Source organism: Polaromonas sp., from assembly GCF_029945925.1.
Taxonomy (GTDB): domain Bacteria; phylum Pseudomonadota; class Gammaproteobacteria; order Burkholderiales; family Burkholderiaceae_C; genus Polaromonas.
On sequence record NZ_JAQSDN010000042.1, the window covers coordinates 155,352 to 177,072 of the forward strand.

Consider the following 21,721-nt stretch of genomic DNA (forward strand, 5'->3'; position numbering starts at 1 on the left):
CCCGCGAGCCGCGGCCTGCAAGGCCTCGCGCGCTACACGCAGTGAGCAAGCGTGGGGGCTTAAATCTCTTTTGCAGTGATCTGGTACCTGAAGTCATCGGGCGCATAGGAGTCAAAGCGACCCAAGGCGTTTTCTGCCACCGGGTACATGAAAAAGCCCAGCTTCTCGAATTTCGAATTCGGCAGGGCGATGTCGTGGGCGGTGTTGTAGGCCATCCAGTTGCCTTCCCAGCCGCCGAACAGCGCCTTGTTGACGGGCGCCACCACCGGGTCCGTGGTGTTCTTGATCCAGTCGGCCGTTTCCAGGCGCATGACCTTGGCCACATCGGCCGGGTCCATCGCCACCCAGCCGTAACCCTTGAGGAACACTTCAGAACGGCAGTGCTGCGCGCCCTTGAGGCTGACCGGGTTGCCGCTGAGCTCCTTGTAGCCAAAGGCCGAGGGCACCAGGCGGATGCCGTACACATCGCGCGCCGGAATGCCGACCGAGCGGCACAGGCCGACAAACAGCGCATTCAGGTCGGCGCACTTGCCGCCCAGGTTGCCGGTTTCCAGCATGGTCTTGATGTCGCCTTCGCCGCAGCCGCGCACCTTGGGGTCGCGGTAGGTGTTGGCCATGATCCAGTCGTAGAGCTTCTGCGTTTTTTCGACGTCGGTTTTTGCACCGACGATGGCTTTTTGCGCCGTCGTGCGCACGATGCCGTCGGTGGGCAGAAACTTGGTCGGGCGCGTGAAGTAGCGCAGCGTGTCGGCATCCTCGCGCACCGCGGTCTTGTGCGCCCAGTCAAGCGCACGGCTCTGGGTCTGCACGCGGCTTGTCAGTTCGACAAAAGGCTGGGCCTGGCCTGCATCAAATTCGGCGTACAGCATCTTGGCGCCGTCCACGCCGTCTTCGGTCAGGTCGGTTTTGCCGTTGCTCGAGAAGCTGTTGCCCTGCGAACGCTGGTAGTCGCTGTTGACCGATGGAATCGGCAGCCAGACCTTGGTGACGCCCTGGGGCTTGACGATGTCGACACGCGTCGTCACGTCAAAGGTGCGCCAGGCGCCGCTCTGGGGCGCGAAGACGCGGCGTGGCGCGGCCTGGGAAAAACTGATTGCAGGCAATGCGGCAGCCATGGCGGCTGCAGCGGTATTTTTCAGGAAGGTGCGGCGTACGGTGGTCATCAAAAGGAACTCCGGAAGCTGGGTTGGCAGACGTGACCGGGCATGAAAAGGTGCACCGGGATGTCCATGCGGCGCAAAGCAGAACGCTTGTGCCGAGCGGCAATTATGGCGGCTTTCGTCCTGCCGGTCACGATGACTGAAACGACTCGGTTACATTTATCGGGCAAGCTCCTGGCGTCCCGCGCGCCACCAGCGTTGCAGGCTCCCACGATAACGACACATAAAAGCCGGAGACGATGGCATGGGCAAATCGGGCAAACAAGCAGCGGGGCCGCAAGGCATCCTGATACGCGAGACCGCCGGCCAGGGGCCGGCGGCGACGCTGCAAGCGGTGCTGACGCGGCTGGACGCGCAGGACCTGGCGCACTGCGTGCGCAGCACGGAAGGCGACGATGACGCCGGCCACTTCATCCGGATCAGCCTCAGTGCGGAACAGGGCGAGGCCTGGGCCCCCGGCTACGACACACTCGCGCTGGCTCGCCGGCTGCAGCTGCACACCGACGATCAGCCGGCCGACCTGACCCGCGAGATCGTGGCAGCCATGCTGATGGGACCGGTGGCCTTTGAATTCCCCAGCGTGGATGAACTGGCGTCCGCCGTCCGCATTCGCCACAACATCGCGCGGGCGGCCCGTAAGACCAGCCTGTCCTTTCACACCAGCCAGGCGGAGCGGCCGCAGGACTGCTGGACCTACCGGAAGGACATCGGCTTTGTCATCCGGCCCGGCGTGTCGCTGGTGACGGCCCTGGCCAAGGCAACCCAGCCCGAGGTTTCCGGCACGCTGTATTCCTTCTCCTGTTACCGCGCCACCGAATACGTGATGCTGCTGGGCATTGCCGAGGAACTCGCGCATTGCAACCCCGCCCTGTATGCGCAGTTGCAGACGCTCTGGACCGCCCGGCCCATCATGTCGGGCCCGTTTCACGATGTTTTTTTGCGCGAACAGGGCGCCATGGAAGCCCCCCTGCCCCCGCATTATTTTGTGCCGGGCGACAGAACCTGGTTCCGCAATCCCGACGAAGCCTCGGCCGAGGCATCGGGTTATGAAGGCTCCTGGGTGATCTACCTCGGCGGTGGCCTGTTCTGCAACTTCTGGAAGCGTGACCAACCTTACACGCTGGCCGACAAATGCCTGGAAATCTACCAATGGCGCAACGCGCTGTACCGGGACGCAGAAGGCCATGAACGCATCGATGAAGCCAAGGTCGAAACGCTGGTGGCGGCCGCGCAGCAGGATGAGCCCGAGCTTGAACGCATTCTGGCCCTCATGCAGCGCTACCGCGAACCGCGCGGCGTGTACCGCGACGGCGGCTGCCTGGACACCACGCGGGAGTTTGCGCGCTGGGTCTGCCCCGGCACCGCGGACCTCGTCCTGCCCAAGGAATAAGGCCCCACGCTCGGCACTTCGTGTCCTCGCGAGGCCTTGCAGGCCGCCGCTCGCCAGAGGCTTCGCTTCTGTCGCCTGTCCAAAGCTGCTCAAGCAGCTTTGGAGCCGCAGGCTCCAGCCCCTCGGGGGCCGCTGCGCCTGCGGACTGGCAAAGCCAGATCCGCGGCCCTGGCTGGCAGGAAAAAGATCCCCACGGTCGCTCAACTGACCATGGCCGGTTCGCCTACTGCTTGAGCAAGGGCTCCAGCCACTGTGTGGCGGCGGTGCCGGTCCAGTCAACCTCGCCCTGCACACGCTGACGCGGCCGGCCCTGCCGGTCCACCAGCACCGTGGTGGGAAAAACCTTGACGCCCCAGGCACGCGCCGTCTGGCCCTGGGGGTCCAGCAGCACGGGCAGGCTCAGCCCGGTGCTGGCCGCAAACTGGAGGGCACGCGTCGGGTGTTCCTTGAAATTGATGGCCAGCACCAGCAGCTTGTCGGGGCCGTAGAAGTCAGCGATCTGCTGCAGGGTCGGCATTTCCGCGCGGCAGGGCTCGCACCAGCTGGCCCAGAAATTAAGCAGCACTGCACGGCCCCGGAGGTCGGACAGGCGCCAGGTCTTGCCCTGGGTGTCGACCGCCTGCAGCGGCGGCACAGCGCCCTGCCAGGGCGACACCGCATAGGCGGCTTCGCCGGCGGCACGGGCATCACGTCCCAGCAGCGATGCGCCGACTGCACATGCGGCGCCCTGCAGAAAAAGACGCCTGGACGCCACCGGATAGAAGAATGAAGACATGGCCACCCCCAGCTTAGCAGGGCCGGATTAACGCAGACGGATACAGGGCATCTGGCATGGACAGACAATCAACCGGCCATCACCCCCTTGCAAGCAAAGCGAAACAGTCCTACAAAGGCAGGCCGTGCCCTGCCGTAAATTGCCTGAACCCACACCAGCACACGCTGAACCGATTTTGAACTTCCCCCTTCCACACCCCGGGCTCGCCCTTGCGCCGGCGTCGCCGCAGTTCATCAACCGCTACAACGCGTCCGACCATGGCCGGCCCGGCGCTGCACGTGAGCTGGCGGACGGCCTGAACGCGGTTGCCGCGAGTGTGTCGCCCAAATATTTCTACGATGCCCTGGGCTCGCAACTTTTTGAAGCCATCACCCTCCTCGATGAGTACTACCCGACGCGTACCGAGGCCGGCATTTTCGATGCGGCCCACGGCCACATGGCGGCGGCGCTGGCCGGCGCCGGCATCACCCGCCCCTGCCTGATCGACCTGGGCGCCGGCAGCTGCGCCAAAGCCATGCGGCTGATCCCGCACCTGCAGCCCCGCCAGTATGTGCCGGTGGACATTTCGGTGGACTTTCTGCGCGATGCGGCGGAACAGGTGCAAAACACATTTCCGGAGCTGGCCATTGTTGGCGTGGGCATGGATTTTTCGGCCGCGCTGGTGCTCCCGCCGCAGGTGCAGCGCCAGGACCGCGTGTTTTTCTACCCCGGCTCCAGCATCGGGAATTTTTCACCGGACCAGGCGCTGGCGTTTTTGCAGCGTATCGCCGACCCGGCACAGGGCGCTGCACGCGGCCTGCTGCTCGGCATCGACCTGGTCAAGGACAAGGCCACGCTGGAAGCCGCCTACGATGACGCGCTGGGCGTCACCGCCGCCTTCAACAAAAACCTGTTGCGCCACGTCAACACGCTGCTGGGCGCCGACTTCGACCCGCATCAATGGCGCCATGTCGCCTTGTTCAACGAAGCGCAGTCGCGCATCGAGATGCACCTGGAAGCGTGCTGTGAGCTGACCGTGCACTGGCCGAAGGGTGAACGACGTTTCGGGATGGGTGAACGCATCCACACCGAGAGCTCGTACAAATACACGCTGGACAGCATGTCGGCGCTGCTGCGGCTGGCGGGGTTTTCGCAGATCAAACCCTGGGCCGATCCAAAGGACTGGTTTGCGGTGTTCTGGGCGTCGGTTTAAGTCGATCAAACCTGCTGCTGTTTGATTCGGCCGCTCGTGGCTGGCCTGCAATCCGGGTTTCGCTGTGGCGGACACGGTAGTTTTCTTGTCAATGCCGCAGGCATCACGCCGCGCCTCGGGCTAGCCCTGGGCAGCAGGTCTAACTCCCCACTCCCACCCCTATCCCCTGCCCTCGCCCCGCTGGGCGATGGAGGGGGACTTCATTTGGCTGCGTGTGCTGCGCTCGCGTGCATGAATGACAGTCCCCGAATCTCGACCTGACGCGCTACGCGCGTCAGGTCTCCCCGCATCCGCATTCGTTCCCCCACCCGTCGGGCTGGGCCGAGGAGCGCAGGCAAAAGCGGATCAGGGCTGGCGTTGTATGAGCCGAAGGCGAGTTTAGCCCGACCCCGCTTTTGACAAGCACCGGAGGTCGAGTTATTGGGGTCAGACACCAATTTCGCTGCGGTGCATCGCACCGCACCCTGTGGGGCGAGCCATAGGCTCGGCGAATTTTGGCTCTGACCCCAAAAACTCCCCAGACCATCGGGTCGCCTTTCTTTTGGGTACTTTTCTTTGGCGAAGCAAAGACAAAGTGCCTCGCCCGCCGGGGCGAGACCCGGCTTGCTGGCAAGCCACACCGATTCGAGATCAGGGAGGCTTGGCCCCTGGCCCAGCCTGAGCGGCCTCATAAGAAATAGCGACTCAGCCCAATAACCACGGGCGCAAGCAGCTATCAAAATTATAGCGACTACGACCCCGTCATTCGACCCGGGCAATACCCGCCGGCTTGAAGCCCAGGTCCGCCGCCTTGCCCTTGCGCCCGCGCGCGGCCCGGGCATTGTTCAGGCTGCGGATCTCCAGCGTTTCCTCGCGCTCCTTGCCGCCACGGCCTATACCCTCGATCTTCACGCTGCGGGTATACGCCGCCGCGCCGGCCAGGGTGTCCTTGGCATCGAGGTCGATCAGCATCAGGCCGCGGCCGCCGGCGGCCTGGGTCTTGAGCTCGCTGATCTCGAAGGTCAGGATGCGCCCGCCGGTGGAGGCGCAGGCCACGTGGGACGCCGGGCTCAAAGGTGCGGCGCCGCCGCAGCCCGCCACAGGCGAGGGCTTGCAGATGGTCTCGCCTTCACCGCAGCTGATGAAGGCCTTGCCGGCCTTCAGGCGCGAGCTCATGTTTTCCACCGTGGCCAGGAAGCCGTAACCGCCGCTGCTGCTGAGCAGCAAGGTGGCGCTGGCCGGTCCGGCGAAATAATGCGCCGGGTGTGTCCCGGTTTCAAGTTCGATCAGCGTGGTCACCGGCTGCCCATCGCCGCGGGCGCCGGGCAGCATGGCCACCGGAATCGAATACACCCGGCCCGTGCCTTTGGTCGCCGTGCCGAACACCAGCAGGGTATCGATGGTGCGGCATTCAAAGGTACCGTACAGGCCGTCGCCGGACTTGAAGGCGAAGCTGGCCGCATCGTGGCCGTGGCCGCTGCGCGCACGCACCCAGCCCTTGGCGCTGACCACCACGGTGACCGGCTCGTCGAGCACCTTGACTTCCAGCACGGCTTTTTTCTCGGCCTGGATCAGGGTACGGCGCGGGTCGGCAAACTGTTTGGCGTCCGTCTCGATTTCCTTGATCATCAGGCGGCGCAAGGCGGCCGGGTTGCCGAGGATTTCCTCGAGCTTGCCCTGCTCTTCGCGCAGGCCCTTGAGCTCCTGCTCGATCTTGATGGCTTCCAGCCTGGCCAGCTGGCGCAGGCGGATTTCAAGAATGTCTTCGGCCTGCCGCTCGCTGAGATTGAAACGCGCGATCAGCGCGGCCTTGGGCTCATCGGACTGGCGGATGATGGCGATGACTTCGTCGATGTTGAGCAGCACCAGCTGCCGGCCCTCGAGAATATGGATGCGGTCCAGCACCTTGTTCAGGCGGTGCTGCGAACGCCGCTCTATCGTGGTCTGGCGAAAGGAGATCCACTCCTGCAGCATTTGCCGCAACGTCTTCTGCGTCGGCCGGCCGTCCAGCCCGATCATGGTCAGGTTGATGCTCGACGAACTTTCCAGGCTGGTGTGCGCCAGCAAAGTGGTGATCAATTCGGACTGCTCGATGCGGCTGGTCTTGGGTTCGAACACCAGGCGCACGGCCGCGTCCTTGCTCGACTCGTCGCGCACCACATCGAGCACGGCCAGCACGGTCTGCTTGAGCTGCACCTGGTCCAGGCTCAGCGCCTTCTTGCCGGCCTTGATTTTCGGGTTGGTGATCTCTTCGATTTCTTCCAGCACCCTTTGGGTACTGACGCCGGGCGGCAACTCCTGCACCACCAGCTGCCACTGGCCGCGTGCCAGGTCTTCGATCTTCCAGCGCGCGCGCACCTTGAGCGAGCCGCGGCCGGTGCTGTAGGCCGCCGCGATGTCGGCAGCGGTCGAGATGATCTGGCCACCGCCCGGGTAGTCGGGACCGGCGATCAGCGTGTACAGCTCGTCGTCGCCGAGCTTGGGGGTCTTGATCAGCGCGATGCAGGCGTCGGCCACCTCGCGCAGGTTGTGGCTGGGAATCTCGGTGGCCAGGCCGACGGCGATGCCGCTGGCACCGTTCAGCAGGGTGAACGGCAGACGCGCCGGCAGTTGGCGCGGCTCCTCGAAAGAGCCGTCGTAGTTCGGCACGAAGTCGACCGTGCCTTCGTCGAGTTCGTCGAGCAGCAGCGTGGTGATTTTCGCCAGCCGCGCCTCGGTGTAACGCATGGCCGCCGCGCCGTCGCCGTCTCTGGAGCCGAAGTTGCCCTGGCCGTCGATCAGCGGGTAACGCTGGGAAAAGTCCTGCGCCATGCGCACCATCGCGTCATAGGCCGCCTGGTCGCCGTGCGGATGGTATTTGCCCAGCACGTCGCCGACCACACGCGCACTTTTGACCGGCTTGGCGCCGCCGGCGCCGGAAAAGCCCAGCCCCATGCGCGCCATGGCGTACATGATGCGCCGCTGCACCGGCTTCTGGCCGTCGCAGACGTCGGGCAGCGCCCGGCCCTTGACCACGCTGAGCGCGTATTCGAGGTAGGCACGCTGGGCATAGGCGGCCAGCGATTCCTGGTCAGGGACGTCGGAAGGGGCAGGCAGGGCAGGCGTAAAAAGATCGTCCATCGGGGGTTCAAACTGGAAAAAAGGATAGAGGTCAAAAGAGGTGGCCGGACCGATGAGCCGGCTGGCCGTCGCAGGGGATTATGGCCGCACGCGAAACTGCGGTTCCACGTCAGGACTCCATCAGAACACTAGTCGCGCTCGACCCGGAATTCCGGAGCGACCGGGCTTTGCACGACCAGGGTCGGCAGCTGGTTGCCGCGTCCGGTGGCGCCGCCAGCGGGCTGGACGGACGACGTATTGCTGCCGCCCATCATTTCCATCCTGACGCGGCCCGAGCGCCGCGCCTCACCGATCATGCTGGGCGGCTTGAGATGGCTGTACAGCTGCATCACGGTCTTGACGTAATTTTTGGTCTCGGGATAGTTGGGAATCTTGTTGCCATAACGCTGGACCGCGCCTTCGCCGGCGTTGTAGGCCGCCACCGCCAACTCAAGCTGGCCGGGAAAAAGATCGATCAGGTAGCGCAGGTAACGCGAGCCGGCCCGAATGTTGGTTTTGGGGTCGGTCAGCTTTTTTTCGATCGGGGAATTTTTGTCTGCCCGCACGCCGTACCGCTGGGCCGTGGGTGGCATCAGTTGCATCAGGCCCACCGCACCCTTGGGCGACACCGCGTGGGTGTTGAAGCCCGACTCGGTGGCGATCAGCGCCTGCAGCAGTTCGTAGTCGATGTCATGGGCCACCGACGCCTCGCGCAGCAAATGCTTGACGGCCTTGTAATTGGGTGAAACGTCGAAAAAGGCCAGCAGCTTGGGCGGTGCACCCGGCATGCCGTTGCCATAGGCGCCCGGGGAAGCCTTTCCACCACGGCTGGTGTCAAAACTCTCGCCGCTGCGGAAAAACAGCTGGTAACGCTCGTCGAGCCGCTCGGCCGAGAAATGCGCCACCCCCTGGCTGTCGACATAACCCCAGACATCGGCGCGGGCAGGTGTGCCGGCCAGTAGCAGGGCTGCAGCGGCTATCAAAAATGATAGCTGCCTGCGCACTAACCACAAAGGCTGGAGCCATTTCTGACGTAAAAAATGGCTCATGCCGTGCAGATCCGCAGCTTGCGCATGGAAGTCCTTTAAATATCGATCTCCACGGCATCGCCGTGCAGTTCCATCAGTTCGCGCCGCGCCGCGGCTTCGCCCTTTCCCATCAGCTTGGTCACCAGACTCTCGGTCTGGGCAAAGTCGAAATTACCGAGTTGCACCGGCAACAGCCGGCGCGTATCAGGATTGAGTGTCGTTTCCCACAATTGTTCCGCATTCATTTCGCCCAGGCCCTTGAAGCGACTGATGGCCCAAGCCCCTTCACGCACACCTTCCTTGCGCAATTTGTCGAGAATGGCGGTCAACTCACCTTCATCGAGCGCGTACGCCTTCGACGCAGGTTTTTTTCCGCGGGCCGGGGCATCCACCCGGAAGAGCGGTGGCCGCGCCACAAAGATGTGTCCTGTGGCAATAAGTTGGGGGAAATGCCGGAAAAACAAGGTCAGCAGCAGCACCTGGATGTGGGAGCCATCCACGTCGGCATCACTGAGGATGCAGATCTTCCCGTAACGCAGGCCGCTGAGGTCCGGGGAATCGTTCGGGCCATGCGGATCAACACCAATGGCCACCGCGATGTCGTGAATCTCGGTGTTGGCAAACAGCCGGTCGCGCTCGACCTCCCAGGTGTTGAGCACCTTGCCGCGCAGCGGCAGGATGGCCTGGCTCTCCTTGTCGCGCCCCATCTTGGCGCTGCCGCCGGCGGAGTCGCCCTCGACCAGGAACACCTCGTTGTGCGCCAGGTCCTTGCTTTCACAGTCGGTCAGCTTGCCCGGCAGCACGGCCACGCCCGAACCCTTGCGTTTTTCCACCTTCTGGCCGGCCTTCTGGCGGGTTTGTGCAGCCTTGATCGCCAGTTCAGCCAGTTTTTTGCCGTAGTCCACATGCTGGTTCAGCCACAGTTCCAGCGTCGGCCGCACAAAACTCGAGACCAGGCGCACCGCATCGCGTGAATTGAGCCGCTCCTTGATCTGCCCCTGGAACTGCGGGTCCAGCACCTTGGCCGAGAGTACATAACTGGCACGGGCAAACACGTCTTCCGGCAACAGCTTGACACCCTTGGGCAGCAGCGAATGCAGCTCGATGAAACTCTTGACGGCCTGGAACACGCCATCACGCAAGCCGCTTTCATGCGTGCCGCCGGCGCTGGTCGGGATCAGGTTGACGTAACTCTCGCGCACCGGCTGGCCGTCTTCGGTGAACGCCAGGCACCACTGGGCGCCCTCACCTTCGGCAAAACTGTCGTGCGCCGCATCGGCGAAACCCTCGCCCTCAAACAGTGGAATCACCGGATCGGCATTGAGGGTCTGCATCAGGTAGTCGCGCAGGCCACCCTTGTAGACCCAGGTCTGCACCTCTTTGGTCTTCTCGACGACCAGCGTCACGGTGACGCCGGGCATCAGCACGGCCTTGCTGCGCAGCAGGTGGGTCAGCTCGGCCATGGGCAGGGCCGACGCTTCGAAATATTTGGCATCCGGCCAGGCCCGCACCGTGGTGCCGGACTTGCGGTCGCCGTCAGCCGCCTTGCGCAGCTCCAGCGGCTCGGTGACGTCGCCAGCCTCAAACACCAGCCTGGCCACCATGCCGTCACGGTACGAGGTGGCTTCCAGGCGTTTGGACAGGGCGTTGGTCACGCTGACGCCGACGCCGTGCAGGCCGCCGGAAAAGCTGTAAGCCCCGCCCTTGCCCTTGTCGAACTTGCCGCCAGCGTGCAGCCGGGTGAAGACGAGTTCGATCACCGGCGCCTTTTCCTCCGGGTGCAGGCCGTAGGGAATGCCGCGGCCGTCGTCTTCGATGCTGACGGAACCATCGGTGTGCAGCGTGACCTTGATCTTCTTGCCATGGCCGGCCAGCGCCTCGTCGGCCGAGTTGTCCAGTACTTCCTGGATGATGTGCAGGGGATTGTCGGTGCGCGTGTACATGCCGGGCCGCTGCTTGACGGGCTCCAGGCCCTTGAGCACGCGGATCGAGCCTTCGGAGTAATCGTTGGGTAGTTTGGTCGCCATGGGGGGTGGATTGTAGTCCCGGGTGATTTTAAGACTGGATAAATATACAGTTTTTATCCAGCACATTCCGAAACTCATGCCCGGCGCTCATCAATGAGCCCAAAAACTTTCAAAAACAGAACGCAGCGCATTGGGTACATTCTCCGGATGCAATCTTCGAGCCGAAATCTCTCCATGGCCCAGGTGCTCATCTGCGGCGCCGCCATCGTCACCCTGTCCATGGGCATACGCCACGGCTTCGGCCTGTGGCTGCAGCCGATCACCCAGGCCCAGGGCTGGACACGCGAAACCTTTGCCTTCGCCCTGGCCGTGCAAAACCTGTCCTGGGGCGTGTTCGGCATTTTTGCCGGCATGCTGGCCGACCGCTTCGGCGCCTTTCGCGTCATAGCGGGCGGCGCCGTGCTGTATGCGCTCGGGCTGGTCGGCATGGCGCTGTCGCCCACCGGCCTGATGTTCACGCTGACCGCCGGCGTGCTGATAGGCGCGGCGCAGGCGGGCACCACCTATGCCGTGATCTACGGCGTGATCGGCCGCAACATTCCGGCCGAAAAACGCTCCTGGGCCATGGGTGTGGCAGCGGCGGCAGGCTCTTTCGGGCAGTTCCTGATGGTGCCGGTCGAAGGTTTCCTGATCAGCGGCCTGGGCTGGAAAGAGGCGCTGCTGGTACTGGGCGCGGCGGTGCTGCTGATCGCCCCGCTGGCGTTTGGCCTGCGCGAGACGCGCTTCGGCCCCGGCCAGGCGCCGCCGCGCGAGCAGACCATCCTGCAGGCGCTCAGGGAAGCCTTCAAGTACCCGAGTTTCCAGCTGCTGATGGCCGGCTATTTCGTCTGCGGCTTCCAGGTCGTGTTTATCGGCGTGCACATGCCCAGCTACCTGCGCGACAAGGGCTTGTCACCGCAGGTGGCCAGCTACGCGCTGGCACTGATCGGCCTGTTCAATGTGTTCGGCACCTATGCGGCGGGCGCCCTCGGCCAGCGGCTGCCCAAAAAGAACATTCTGGCCTTTATTTATCTCGCGCGGGCCGTCGTCATTGCCGTGTTCATCGCCGCGCCCCTGAGCCCGGCCAGCGTCTACATTTTTGCCAGCCTGATGGGCCTGCTGTGGCTGTCCACCGTGCCGCCTACCAACGCCGTCGTGGCGCAGATTTTCGGCATCCAGCATCTGTCCATGCTCAGTGGTTTTGTCTTTTTCAGCCACCAGATCGGCTCCTTCATGGGGGTCTGGCTGGGCGGCGTGCTCTACGACCGGACCGGCAGTTACGACATCGTCTGGTACATCACGATTGCGCTGGGCGTGTTTGCGGCGCTGATCAACCTGCCGGTGCGCGAAGCGGCCATCCACCGGCCTGCGGCGGGCCGCCTGCCTCAAGGCGCCTGAGACATGGCACGCAAGCTCGCCTTGTATCTGCTCGCCATCGCGGCCACGCTGGGCGTGTTTGCGCTGTATTTGCGGCCCGATTTTTTGCTGACGCTGGCTGACCAGCTCTGGGCCTGCTTTTAGACCCCGCCTCACTCTTCGTCGCGTACCCGGTACTGCCCGGCCAGCTGCTGCTGCACCGCAGGCGGCACGGCCTCGTAGTGGCTGAAGGCCAGCGTGTAAGCCCCCTGCCCGCCCGTCAGCGCGTTGAGCCGGGACTGGTAAGCGGCCAGCTCGGACAGCGGCACCTGGCCCAGCACCGCCAGCGTACCTGCCTGCAGCCCGCGCGTGCCGCTGACCTGACCGCGGCGCGCCGACAGGTCGCCGGTGATGTCACCCATGACGGCCTCGGGCGCCGTGATCTCGATATTGACCACCGGTTCGAGCACCACCGGCGACGCGGCGCGCACCGCCTCGATCACCGCCTTGCGTCCGGCCGTCGCGAAGGCAATGTCCTTGCTGTCCACACTGTGATGCTTGCCGTCGTACACCACGACCCGCACATCGCTGACCGGAAAGCCCGCAACCACCCCGCCATCAAGCGCCTGGCGCACGCCTTTTTCCACCGCCGGCATGTACTGGCCGGGAATCGTGCCGCCCCGGACCTGGTCGACAAACTCGATGCCGGCGCCGCGCGCCAGCGGCTCGATGCGCAGGAAGACCTCGCCGAACTGGCCGCCACCGCCGCTTTGCTTCTTGTGGCGGTGGTGGCCGGCGGCCGGCGTGGTGACCGTCTCGCGGTAGGCAATACGCGGCGGCCGCGTGTTCACCTCGCACTTGTAGACCTCGGTCAGCCGCTCGATCAGCGTGCGCAGGTGCAGCTCGCCGAGGCCGTAAACCACGGTTTCATTGGTCTGCGCCACATGTTCCAGCCGCAGGCAGGGATCTTCATCGACCAGTCGTTGCACCAGGTCCCACATGCGCTGCTCGTCGCCGCGGCGTCTGGGCTCGATGGCCAGCCCGTGCACCGGCACCGGAAAGTCCAGCGGCTGCAGATGGAGGTGTTCGTCTTCGGCGGCATCGTGCAGCACGGCGTCGAAATGGATCTCGTCGACCTTGGCCACGGCACACAGCTCACCCGGCCCGGCGCTGGCGATTTCCATGTGGTCCTTGCCCTGCAGCCGGAACAGGTGGCCGACCTTGAAGGGACGCCGACCGTCGCCGACGTAGAGCTGGCTGCCCGGAGTCACCGTGCCCTGGTGCACCCGGAAGATGCCCATCTTGCCGACATAAGGGTCCACGCTGACCTTGAAAACGTGTGCCAGCACGTGACGCGCCGGGTCGGGCTCGGCCCGCACCGGAACGGCGGCGCCACCCTCACCGCGCAGAAACTTCGGCGGGTTGCCCTCGGCCGGATCGGGCAGCAGCCTGACCATCACATCCAGCAGTTCGGCCACGCCGGCGCCGGTGCGCGTCGACACAAAACAAACAGGAATCAGGTGCCCCTCGCGCAGCGCCTGCTCCAGCGGCGCATGCAGTTCCTGAGGATCCACGTCGCCTTCGTCCAGGTAACGCTCGACCAAGGCCGGATCGACCTCGACCACCTGCTCCACCAGCGCGCGGTGCGCCAGCGCCACGCTGGAAAAATCGGATTCCCCGGCCGGATTGAAAAAGCAGTCCACCACTTGCGTGCCTCCGCCGGCGGGCAGGTTCAGCGGCAGGCACTCCTTGCCGAAGGCGGCCTGGATGGCGGCCAGCAGGCCGGGCAGGTCAATGCCCAGCGCATCGATCTTGTTGATGATCACCATGCGGCACAAGCCGCGGCCGGCGGCCCAGTCCATCATGCGGCCGCTCATGAGCTCCAGCCCGCTGGCGGCGCTGACGACCAGGGCTGCGGTTTCCACCGCCTCCAGCGCGGGCAGCGACTGCCCGAGAAAATCCGGTGCGCCGGGGGTGTCGATGATGTGAATGCGCGTGTCCCGGTGCTGCAGGTGGACCAGCGCCGACTGCAGCGAATGCTGGGCGCGCCGCTCCAGCGGATCGAAGTCGCTGACCGTCGTGCCGCGCTCCAGGCTGCCCGGGGCGCCAATGGCGCCCGCCTGGTGCAGCAAGGCCTCGACCAGGGTGGTTTTGCCGCTGGCCGCTGCGCCCACCAGCGCCAGTGTGCGCAGGGCGGGGACGGCCGAAGGAACCGGATGCATGGGAGAGGACATGGCGCGCTCCTGGGTGCCGGGCGTGGCGTCTGCGCCCGAGGGATTGGCCTGACGCCTGAATCAGATGCACAGCGTAAGGGATAGCCCGCGCCGGGGCAAGGGGCCGGTGCGGACATCAAACGGTGGTAGTCTTTCGCCTCCACACAAGCAGGGGACAGCAGGGCCATGAAAACCATCGTCATCACCGGGGCTTCCGACGGCATAGGCGCGGAAATGGCGCGTCAGCTGGCGCAGCGCCACGGCACGGCGGTGGCGCTGGTGCTGGCCGCGCGCAACGAAGCAGCGCTCGATACCGTCGCCGCCCAGTGCCGGGCCAGCGGGGCCGCAGCGCTGGTGGTCCCCACCGATGTGTCCGATCCTGCCCAGTGCCGCGCGCTGATCAGCACGGCCGCCCGGGCGTTCGGCCAGATCGACGCCCTGATCAACAACGCCGGCATGTCGGCGCAGGCCCTGTTTGAAGATGTCAAAACAGAAGACCTGGGCTGGTACGAGGACCTGATGCGCATCAACCTCTGGGGCAGCGTCTGGTGTACCCATGCCGCCCTGCCCTACCTGAAACAAAGTCGCGGCAACCTGGTGGCGGTCTCCAGCCTGGCCGGGCTGGTGGGCGTTCCCGGGCGCACGGCCTACAGCGCCAGCAAATTCGCCATGACCGGCTTTTTTGAAGCCCTGCGCGCGGAACTGAAAACGGCCGGCGTCGGCGTCACCACCGCTTATCCCGGCGTGGTCGCCACGCAGATCCGCCACCGGGGCTTCAACGCCGCGGGTACACCCGCCGGCGCCAGCGGCCTCAAGGAAGACGATGCCATGAGCGTCGAGACCTGCGCCCGGCTGATCCTGGACGGCATGGACCAACGCGCGCGCGAGGTCGTGATGACGCCCAAAGGCAAACTCGGGCGCTGGCTCAAGCTGCTGGCGCCCGGGGCCGTCGAATCCATGGCGCTGGCCGCCCTCAAGGACGAGGTCAAACCCCATTGAAGAATATGACCCCCACGCTTGTCATTTCGTGTGCCTTCGGCGGTGCACTGCCCCTGGCACGAAGAAGAGGGGCGCTACGCCTGCGGCCCGGCCCTTCGACAGGCTCAGGACAGGCCAAGCCCGGTTGCGCGGCCCCGGCTGGTGAAGAGGCAGTTCCCACGCCTGTCGCGGCGCAGTCAAACTCCGATGGGGCAAGCTGATGCACGGAAGCGAAGCACCGTCGGCCTGGGTCCGGCGCTGGTCACACCTGGTGCCCGCCCAGGGCCGCGTGCTCGACGTCGCCTGTGGCCATGGCCGGCACGCTTACTGGTTTCATCAGCGAAATCACCCCCTGACCCTTGTGGACCGGGCGCGGGAAGCTATCGATTCCATAGCAATTGAGGCGGCCTCCTGCGAAGCCGTGGTGGCCGACATTGAAAACGGCCCCTGGCCTTTTGCGGGCCGGCAGTTCGACGCCGTGGTGGTCACCAATTACCTGTGGCGCCCCCTGCTGCCAACGCTGCTGGCCAGCCTGGCGCCGGGCGGCGTGCTGATTTACGAAACCTTTGCCCAGGGCAACGAGACCGTGGGCAAACCCTCGCGGCCCGATTTCCTGCTGCGCCCCGGCGAGTTGCTGGAGGTCTGCCGTAGCCTGCGGGTGGTCGCCTTTGAGGACGGTTTCCAGCAAGCCCCCGACCGCTTTACACAGCGGATTGCAGCCGTGCGGGAACTGGTGTCGCCGGGGACGGTCCCACGCTACATGCTCGACCAGCGCACTGGGTAGAATGCTGAATTGGCTTTACCGCAGCATTGGCCCCGGCCAGCGCTCCACCCCTGACACAAAGACATGAAAACCATTACCGGCAGCATCGTTGCACTGGCGACCCCCCTGCATGAAGACGGCAGCGTTGACTACCCGACCCTGCGCAAGCTGGTGGACTGGCACATTGCCGAGGGCACCGACTGCATCGGCGTGGTGGGCACCACCGGCGAGTCGCCCACGGTCAGCGTCGAGGAACACTGCGAGATCATCCGCGTGTCGGTGGAGCAAGCCAGGGGCCGGGTACCAGTCATGGCCGGCTGCGGCGCCAACTCCACCGCCGAAGCCATCGAGCTCGCACGTTTTGCCAAAACCGTCGGCGCCGACTGCCAGTTGCAGGTCGTACCCTACTACAACAAGCCAACGCAGGAAGGCCAGTACCGGCACTTCACCGCGATTGCCGAAGCGGTGGACTTGCCCATGGTGCTGTACAACGTGCCCGGCCGCACCGTGGCCGACATGCTGCATGCCACCGTGCTGCGGCTGGCGCAGGTGCCCGGCATCGTGGGCATCAAGGAAGCGACCGGCAACATCGAACGCGCGCAGTGGCTGATCAAGGAAGTGCCGGCCGGTTTTGCCGTCTATTCCGGCGACGACCCGACCGCCGTGGCGCTGATGCTGTGCGGCGGCCAGGGCAACATCAGCGTGACGGCCAATGTGGCGCCGCGCCTGATGCATGAACTCTGCGTGGCCGCCATCGCCGGCGATACGCGCAGCGCGATGAAGATCCAGCTGCAGCTGCTGCCGCTGCACAAACACCTGTTTGTGGAAGCCAACCCGATTCCGGTCAAATGGGCCATGGCCCGCATGGGACTGTGCGGCGGCACCCTGCGCCTGCCCATGACACCGCTTGAAACGGCCAACGAGGCCACGGTCGAAAACGCCCTGCGCGTTTGCGGCCTGCTCTGATTTTTAAGGAAACCCCAGTGATGACATTGCACACGCCCAGCGCTTCCGGATCTGTATCTGCACCACGGCTTGCCGCGGCCCCGCTGCTGGCGCTCGTCGCCGCGCTCCTCCTCTCGGGTTGCTCCTCATTGAGCGAGTCCATGCAGGGCGACAAGGTCGATTACAAAAGCGCCGGCAAGGCACCCTCGCTGGAAGTTCCTCCCGACCTGACGCAGCTGTCGCGCGATACACGTTACGTCGTGCCCGGCAGTTCCGTCACGGCCAGCGGCTACCAGGTCGGCCAGACCACCCAGTCCGTGCCGACGGCAGCCCTCACGGTCGGCGACGTGCGTATCGAGCGCGCGGGCACACAGCGCTGGCTGGTGGTCAACCGTCCGGCCGACAAGCTGTGGGGTCCGGTGCGCGAGTTCTGGCAGGAAAACGGCTTCCTGATCGCCACCGAGCAGGAAAACCTGGGCATCATGGAAACCGACTACGCGGAAAACCGCGCCAAGCTGCCACAGGACTTCATCCGCGCCACCCTGGGCAAGCTGCTTGATAGCCTGTACTCCACCGGCGAACGCGACAAATTCCGCACCCGCCTGGAGCGCACGCCGACCGGCGGCACCGAGATTTACATCAGCCACCGCGGCATGGTGGAAGTACTGACGGGCACGGTCAGGACACCGCAGAAAAGCGACGGCACGGTGTGGCAGCCACGCCCGGCCGATCCGGAACTGGAAGCGGAATTCCTGCGCCGCCTGATGGTCAAGCTCGGTGTCAGCCAGGAGCAGTCCAAGGCGCTGGTCGCCACCGGCCCGGCACGGCAGAGCGCGCGTGTCGCCAATGTCAACAACATGCCCGTGGTTCAGATCGACGAAGGTTTTGAGCGCGCCTGGCGCCGGGTCGGCCTGGCCCTGGACCGCACCGGTTTCACCGTTGAAGACCGTGACCGCGCGCAGGGCACTTATTTTGTGCGCTACGTCGAGCCTACCGGCGACAAGAAAGAAGCAGGCTTCTTCAGCAAGCTCTTCAGCAGCTCCTCGGCCGGCCCGGCTCCCCTCAAATACCGGATCGCCGTACGCAGCCAGGGCGAAGCGACCACCGTGTCCGTGCTCAACGCCCAGGGCAATCCCGAAGCGTCGGCCAATGCCCAGCGCATCGTGCAGGTCATTGCCGACGACCTGAAATAAGGCGTCGCGTGGAGTCTGTCCGGTGCTGAGGTTCAAAAGCCTGGGCAGCGGCAGCACAGGCAATGCCACGCTGGTGGAGGCAACCGGGCTGCGGCCCAAGCGGCTGCTGGTCGATTGCGGTTTGGGGATCCGGCAACTTTCGGTGCGGCTGGCCGAGGCCGGTCTGGCCGACGGTGACATCGACGCCATCTTCATCACCCACGAGCACAGCGACCACATTGGCTGCGCGCGCCAGTTCGCCCGCCGCCACCGGGTCCCGGTCTGGATGAGCCGCGGCACCCAGGAGGGCATCGGCCTGCCCGACTTCGACGGGCTGCTCCACACCGCCCGCGATGGGGAGGCGATTGACCTCGGCGAACTGCAGCTGATGCCGTTCACGGTTCCGCATGACGCACGTGAGCCCCTGCAACTGACCTGCACGGACGGCGCTTCCAAACTGGGGCTGCTGACCGACCTCGGTCACGCCACCGCCCACCTGCTGGCGCATCTCGCGCACTGCGATGCCCTGCTGCTCGAGTGCAACCATGACAGCGAGTTGCTGGCCCAGTCGGCCTACCCGCCTTTTCTCAAGCGGCGCGTGGGCGGCATGTATGGCCACCTGTCCAATGCGGCCGCCGGCGAGATTGCCCGCTCGGTCGCGCATGGCGGTCTCAGGCAGCTGGTCGCGGCCCATTTGAGCCAGCAGAACAACCGGCCTGAGCTGGCGCACCAGGCGATGTCCGAGGCCCTCGGCAGCAGCGCCGAGCTGGTGATTGCCGACGCCAGTACCGGCTCCCCCTGGCTGAGGCTGTAAGGCAGGCCTCAGACTGCGCTGTGCCCTGTTCCCAACGAAAAAAGCCGCCCGGAGGCGGCCTTTCGGGAGCGAAAAGAATTATTTCGCTGCGCTGGCAGGCGACATGGCTTCCGCAGGCACAGGAGCGGACGAAGGTGCAGGTGCGGATGCGTTGGCTGCGGGAGCAGAAGCTGCCTCAGCGGGAGCAGGTGCAGGTGCTGGCGTGACGACGACAGGCGCAGGTGCAGCCGCTTCTTCTTTTTTACCGCAGGCAGCCAGGGCAACAGCAGCGACGATGGCGGCCAAAACGAGGGACTTGTTCATATCGAGATCCTTGATGAATGAGAGAGGAAACTTATAAATCCGTCAAAAAAAAACCCAAACCTGACGATTCGAGTTTTTTCGACGGGAGGGCCAGTGAAGCGAGCTCAAACTGCCCTGGGAGCGAGTATATGCGGGTTTTCACCGCCGTAAAAACCCTCAATTCACAAAAAAGCAACGTCAGACCACTGCCAGCCCGCCCCTTTCACCAGCTTGGCTCTCTGCTGCATCGCCCCGCCGCGTCAAATCCCCAATGTGGTCGCAGGGAAGGCCGGACTGCTGCGCAGCAGCTTTTCCGTCAACCTTTCCCTCAGTGCGACGCGCCGTGCGGCTTCAGATCCCGCCACACCGATGCTGCGCACGAGGTCCAGCCGTTCGAACACCCAGCCCGGGCTCCAGAAGGCGCTCGGCAGGTCGCTGGCCGCCACCGCACCGCTGCCGCGACATTCAACAATGTGCGACCAGGTGCGGCGCCAGGTCACAAACCGCGCGTGCCGGCGCGTCACTTCGTCATAGTTCTGGGCCAGCATGGTCAGTGTGCGGCCCGATGTTGACCAGTCGTTGAGGGATTGCGCGACACTGCGCTCGCCCAGCGGCCAGTCCTCAAACGTGGCGTCGCAAAGAATGATTTCACGCCAGCCCTGAGCGGCCGCTGCCGCGAAGGCTTGCCGGACCAGATCGGCGAATGCCGAGCGCCCTTCGAAGCGCCCCTGCAGCAGCACGGACGAAGAAGGCGTGGGCGAAGCAGGTGCGGGCGAAGGATGGGGATCGTTCATCATCGGCTCCTTGAAGGCATGACAGCAGGTATGGCGCCAGGTTCAGCGACTCTCCGGATGGGCCAGCCAGCCGGCCGCGTGCCAGTCTGCCAGCAAGTCCAGCGCCGAAGGACCCGCGTGGCGCAGGTCGGCGGCAGCGAGCCGGCGCTGGTCGGCCAGGCGCCGCATCAGGGTCGCGTCGGCCCCTCTGGCGCGGTAGCTTTCTCCATTGATGAACACGTGCTGCGCGTCGTACATCATGCGGGTGCGCGGATCCAGGCGGAGGCCCTCCGCGCTGCGCGGGTCCCAGCGTCCCGACGGGTCGTCAAACCAGACCGATGCCTTGGGTTCCGTGAGGTATTCACCGAGCGCACAAGCCAGCGCCAGCGGATCCTTCAAGGCCTCATGCACCGCCTTTTGCGCAAACGCGAGCAGGCCTTCGGGCAGGGCCGCGGGCGTTGGCGTTGCGGCCTGCGATGGATCGCGGTACAGGCCCTGGCTGACGGCACCATCGTCCTCATCATCATCCGCAAAATCCGCCAGGCGCTGCAGCAGTTCACCCGCCAGCTCGGCGCGTTTGGGCGCTCGAAAACCAATGGAGTACGTCATGCAGTCCTGCGCCTTGCCACCCTCATCCTGCGACGGCTCTGCCAGCCCGTCATGGGCATAACGCGGCGGCAGGTAAAGCATGTCGCCGGCTTCCAATACAAACTCCTGTTCGGGCTCGAAGTTCTGCAGGATTTTCAGCGGCACACCTTCCTGCAGCGTCAGGTCTTTCTGCCGGCCTATCTTCCAGCGCCTGCGGCCGCTGGCCTGGAGCAGGAAAACGTCGTAACTGTCAAAGTGCGGGCCCACGCCGCCGCCCGGCGTGGCAAATGAAATCATCAGGTCATCGAGCCGGGCGTCGGGCACAAAGCGAAAGTGCTGCAGCAGTTCATGGGCCCGGTGGTCATGCAGGTCCACGCCCTGCAACAGCAGGGTCCACTGCGGCCGGCTCAGGGCCGGCAGGCTGCGCGGCCCGAAGGGTCCGGGCTTCATGCGCCAGCCGGTGGGCTGCTGCACCACGAGGCGCGACTCCACCTGTTTCTGCGCCGCGAGGTCGAACAGTTCCCTGCGGCTGAGCAAAGGCTTGAAACCGGGCATGGCCTGGCGCACCAGCAGCGGCTTTTTCTGCCAGTGGCGGCGCATGAATTGGGCCGGGGTCAGACCGGCGAGAAGGGCAAGGGGTTGATTGACATCCATGGGACAATTGTCCGATGAAAATCACCCCGCAATGCGTTGTTGCCCTGACCTGGACGCTGAAAGACACCCTGGGCGAAATACTGGACGAACTCGACGAGCCAGTGGAGTTTCTGCTGGGCGGCGATGACCTGCTGGCCAAAATCGAGGAAAGCCTGCAGGACCATGAGGCGGGCGCCGCGATTGACCTGCATCTGGAGCCTGAAAACGCCTTCGGCGACTACGACGAAAACCTGGTTTTTCTCGAAGCCCGCACGCTGTTTCCGGCCGAACTCGAGGAAGGCCTGACCTTTGACGGCGCCGCCCTGCCCGCCGGCGTCAACCCCGACACGCCGCCGGACCGCATTTACACGGTGACTGAAATTTACCCCGAACATGTGGTGCTCGATGGCAACCACCCGCTGGCCGGCATCGCGATCCGCCTGAGCCTGAAGGTCGAGTCGGTGCGCGAGGCCACCGAGGCGGAAATCGGCCAGGGTTCCATGGGGACCGGTTTTTTCAAGCTTGAATCGCAAGCTCCCGGCAACAACACGCTGCATTAAAGTCGCCCAATAAAA

General features: G+C 64.9%; 18 protein-coding genes. 9 read left to right on the forward strand and 9 right to left on the reverse strand.

Annotated elements, in window-relative coordinates:
• Nucleotides 1–59: 59 nt before the first annotated feature.
• The gene (locus PSV40_RS14090) at nt 60–1,163 is read right to left on the reverse strand and encodes a transglutaminase-like domain-containing protein (protein ID WP_300538732.1); all 1,104 of its coding nucleotides are present in this window, start codon (nt 1,161–1,163) and stop codon (nt 60–62) included.
• Nucleotides 1,164–1,404: 241 nt separating this feature from the next.
• Between PSV40_RS14090 and PSV40_RS14095 the strand changes: the two genes are divergently transcribed.
• Nucleotides 1,405–2,550 carry a hypothetical protein gene (locus PSV40_RS14095; RefSeq protein ID WP_300538734.1) on the forward strand — a complete coding sequence of 382 codons (1,146 nt, stop codon included), beginning with the start codon at nt 1,405–1,407 and terminating at the stop codon, nt 2,548–2,550.
• 223 nt (nt 2,551–2,773) lie between these two features.
• Here the strand turns inward: PSV40_RS14095 and PSV40_RS14100 are convergent, their stop codons facing one another.
• Nucleotides 2,774–3,325 (reverse strand): TlpA disulfide reductase family protein, encoded by a 552-nt coding sequence (locus tag PSV40_RS14100; protein WP_300538737.1) that lies wholly within the window; start codon nt 3,323–3,325, stop codon nt 2,774–2,776.
• Nucleotides 3,326–3,500: 175 nt separating this feature from the next.
• On the opposite strand from PSV40_RS14100, the gene egtD reads away from it, so the two are divergent.
• Nucleotides 3,501–4,517, forward strand: a complete 1,017-nt coding sequence (egtD, locus tag PSV40_RS14105; protein WP_300538739.1) for an L-histidine N(alpha)-methyltransferase — start codon at nt 3,501–3,503, stop codon at nt 4,515–4,517.
• A gap of 741 nt (nt 4,518–5,258) precedes the next feature.
• Here egtD and parC read toward each other — a convergent pair.
• The 3 genes from parC to PSV40_RS14120 all read right to left on the reverse strand — a co-directional run bounded on the left by parC (nt 5,259) and on the right by PSV40_RS14120 (nt 10,650).
• A complete protein-coding gene (gene parC / locus PSV40_RS14110; RefSeq protein ID WP_300538741.1) occupies nt 5,259–7,616 on the reverse strand; it encodes a DNA topoisomerase IV subunit A in 2,358 nt (785 codons plus the stop codon).
• Nucleotides 7,617–7,744: 128 nt separating this feature from the next.
• Nucleotides 7,745–8,578 (reverse strand): lytic transglycosylase domain-containing protein, encoded by an 834-nt coding sequence (locus PSV40_RS14115; RefSeq protein ID WP_300538743.1) that lies wholly within the window; start codon nt 8,576–8,578, stop codon nt 7,745–7,747.
• A 101-nt stretch (nt 8,579–8,679) separates the two neighbouring features.
• The gene (locus PSV40_RS14120; RefSeq protein ID WP_300538745.1) at nt 8,680–10,650 is read right to left on the reverse strand and encodes a DNA topoisomerase IV subunit B; all 1,971 of its coding nucleotides are present in this window, start codon (nt 10,648–10,650) and stop codon (nt 8,680–8,682) included.
• A gap of 147 nt (nt 10,651–10,797) precedes the next feature.
• On the opposite strand from PSV40_RS14120, the gene PSV40_RS14125 reads away from it, so the two are divergent.
• A complete protein-coding gene (locus PSV40_RS14125; protein ID WP_300538748.1) occupies nt 10,798–12,027 on the forward strand; it encodes an MFS transporter in 1,230 nt (409 codons plus the stop codon).
• A gap of 131 nt (nt 12,028–12,158) precedes the next feature.
• Here PSV40_RS14125 and fusA read toward each other — a convergent pair whose 3' ends face one another.
• Nucleotides 12,159–14,219 carry an elongation factor G gene (gene fusA / locus PSV40_RS14130; protein WP_300538750.1) on the reverse strand — a complete coding sequence of 687 codons (2,061 nt, stop codon included), beginning with the start codon at nt 14,217–14,219 and terminating at the stop codon, nt 12,159–12,161.
• Between the two features lie 165 nt (nt 14,220–14,384).
• Here fusA and PSV40_RS14135 point away from each other — a divergent pair, with 165 nt between their 5' ends.
• The 5 genes from PSV40_RS14135 to PSV40_RS14155 all read left to right on the forward strand — a co-directional run bounded on the left by PSV40_RS14135 (nt 14,385) and on the right by PSV40_RS14155 (nt 18,870).
• A complete protein-coding gene (locus tag PSV40_RS14135) occupies nt 14,385–15,197 on the forward strand; it encodes an SDR family oxidoreductase (RefSeq protein ID WP_300538752.1) in 813 nt (270 codons plus the stop codon).
• Nucleotides 15,198–15,396: 199 nt separating this feature from the next.
• Entirely contained in the window at nt 15,397–15,960 is a 564-nt protein-coding gene (locus tag PSV40_RS14140; RefSeq protein WP_300538754.1) for a class I SAM-dependent methyltransferase, read from the forward strand.
• Nucleotides 15,961–16,023: 63 nt separating this feature from the next.
• Nucleotides 16,024–16,905, forward strand: coding sequence for a 4-hydroxy-tetrahydrodipicolinate synthase (gene dapA / locus PSV40_RS14145; protein WP_300538755.1), 882 nt, complete (start codon nt 16,024–16,026; stop codon nt 16,903–16,905).
• A gap of 140 nt (nt 16,906–17,045) precedes the next feature.
• Entirely contained in the window at nt 17,046–18,077 is a 1,032-nt protein-coding gene (gene bamC, locus PSV40_RS14150) for an outer membrane protein assembly factor BamC (RefSeq protein WP_300538826.1), read from the forward strand.
• 22 nt (nt 18,078–18,099) lie between these two features.
• The gene (locus PSV40_RS14155; protein WP_300538756.1) at nt 18,100–18,870 is read left to right on the forward strand and encodes an MBL fold metallo-hydrolase; all 771 of its coding nucleotides are present in this window, start codon (nt 18,100–18,102) and stop codon (nt 18,868–18,870) included.
• 78 nt (nt 18,871–18,948) lie between these two features.
• On the opposite strand, the gene PSV40_RS14160 is transcribed toward PSV40_RS14155, so the two are convergent.
• The 3 genes from PSV40_RS14160 to PSV40_RS14170 form a co-directional block, all read right to left on the reverse strand.
• On the reverse strand, nt 18,949–19,173 hold the full coding sequence (locus PSV40_RS14160; RefSeq protein ID WP_300538759.1) for a hypothetical protein: 225 nt from the start codon (nt 19,171–19,173) through the stop codon (nt 18,949–18,951).
• Between the two features lie 239 nt (nt 19,174–19,412).
• Nucleotides 19,413–19,946 carry a hypothetical protein gene (locus PSV40_RS14165; RefSeq protein ID WP_300538762.1) on the reverse strand — a complete coding sequence of 178 codons (534 nt, stop codon included), beginning with the start codon at nt 19,944–19,946 and terminating at the stop codon, nt 19,413–19,415.
• A 42-nt stretch (nt 19,947–19,988) separates the two neighbouring features.
• Nucleotides 19,989–21,167 (reverse strand): cupin domain-containing protein, encoded by a 1,179-nt coding sequence (locus PSV40_RS14170; RefSeq protein ID WP_300538763.1) that lies wholly within the window; start codon nt 21,165–21,167, stop codon nt 19,989–19,991.
• Between the two features lie 14 nt (nt 21,168–21,181).
• Here PSV40_RS14170 and PSV40_RS14175 point away from each other — a divergent pair, with 14 nt between their 5' ends.
• Nucleotides 21,182–21,706 (forward strand): peptidylprolyl isomerase, encoded by a 525-nt coding sequence (locus tag PSV40_RS14175; protein WP_300538766.1) that lies wholly within the window; start codon nt 21,182–21,184, stop codon nt 21,704–21,706.
• Nucleotides 21,707–21,721: the final 15 nt, after the last annotated feature.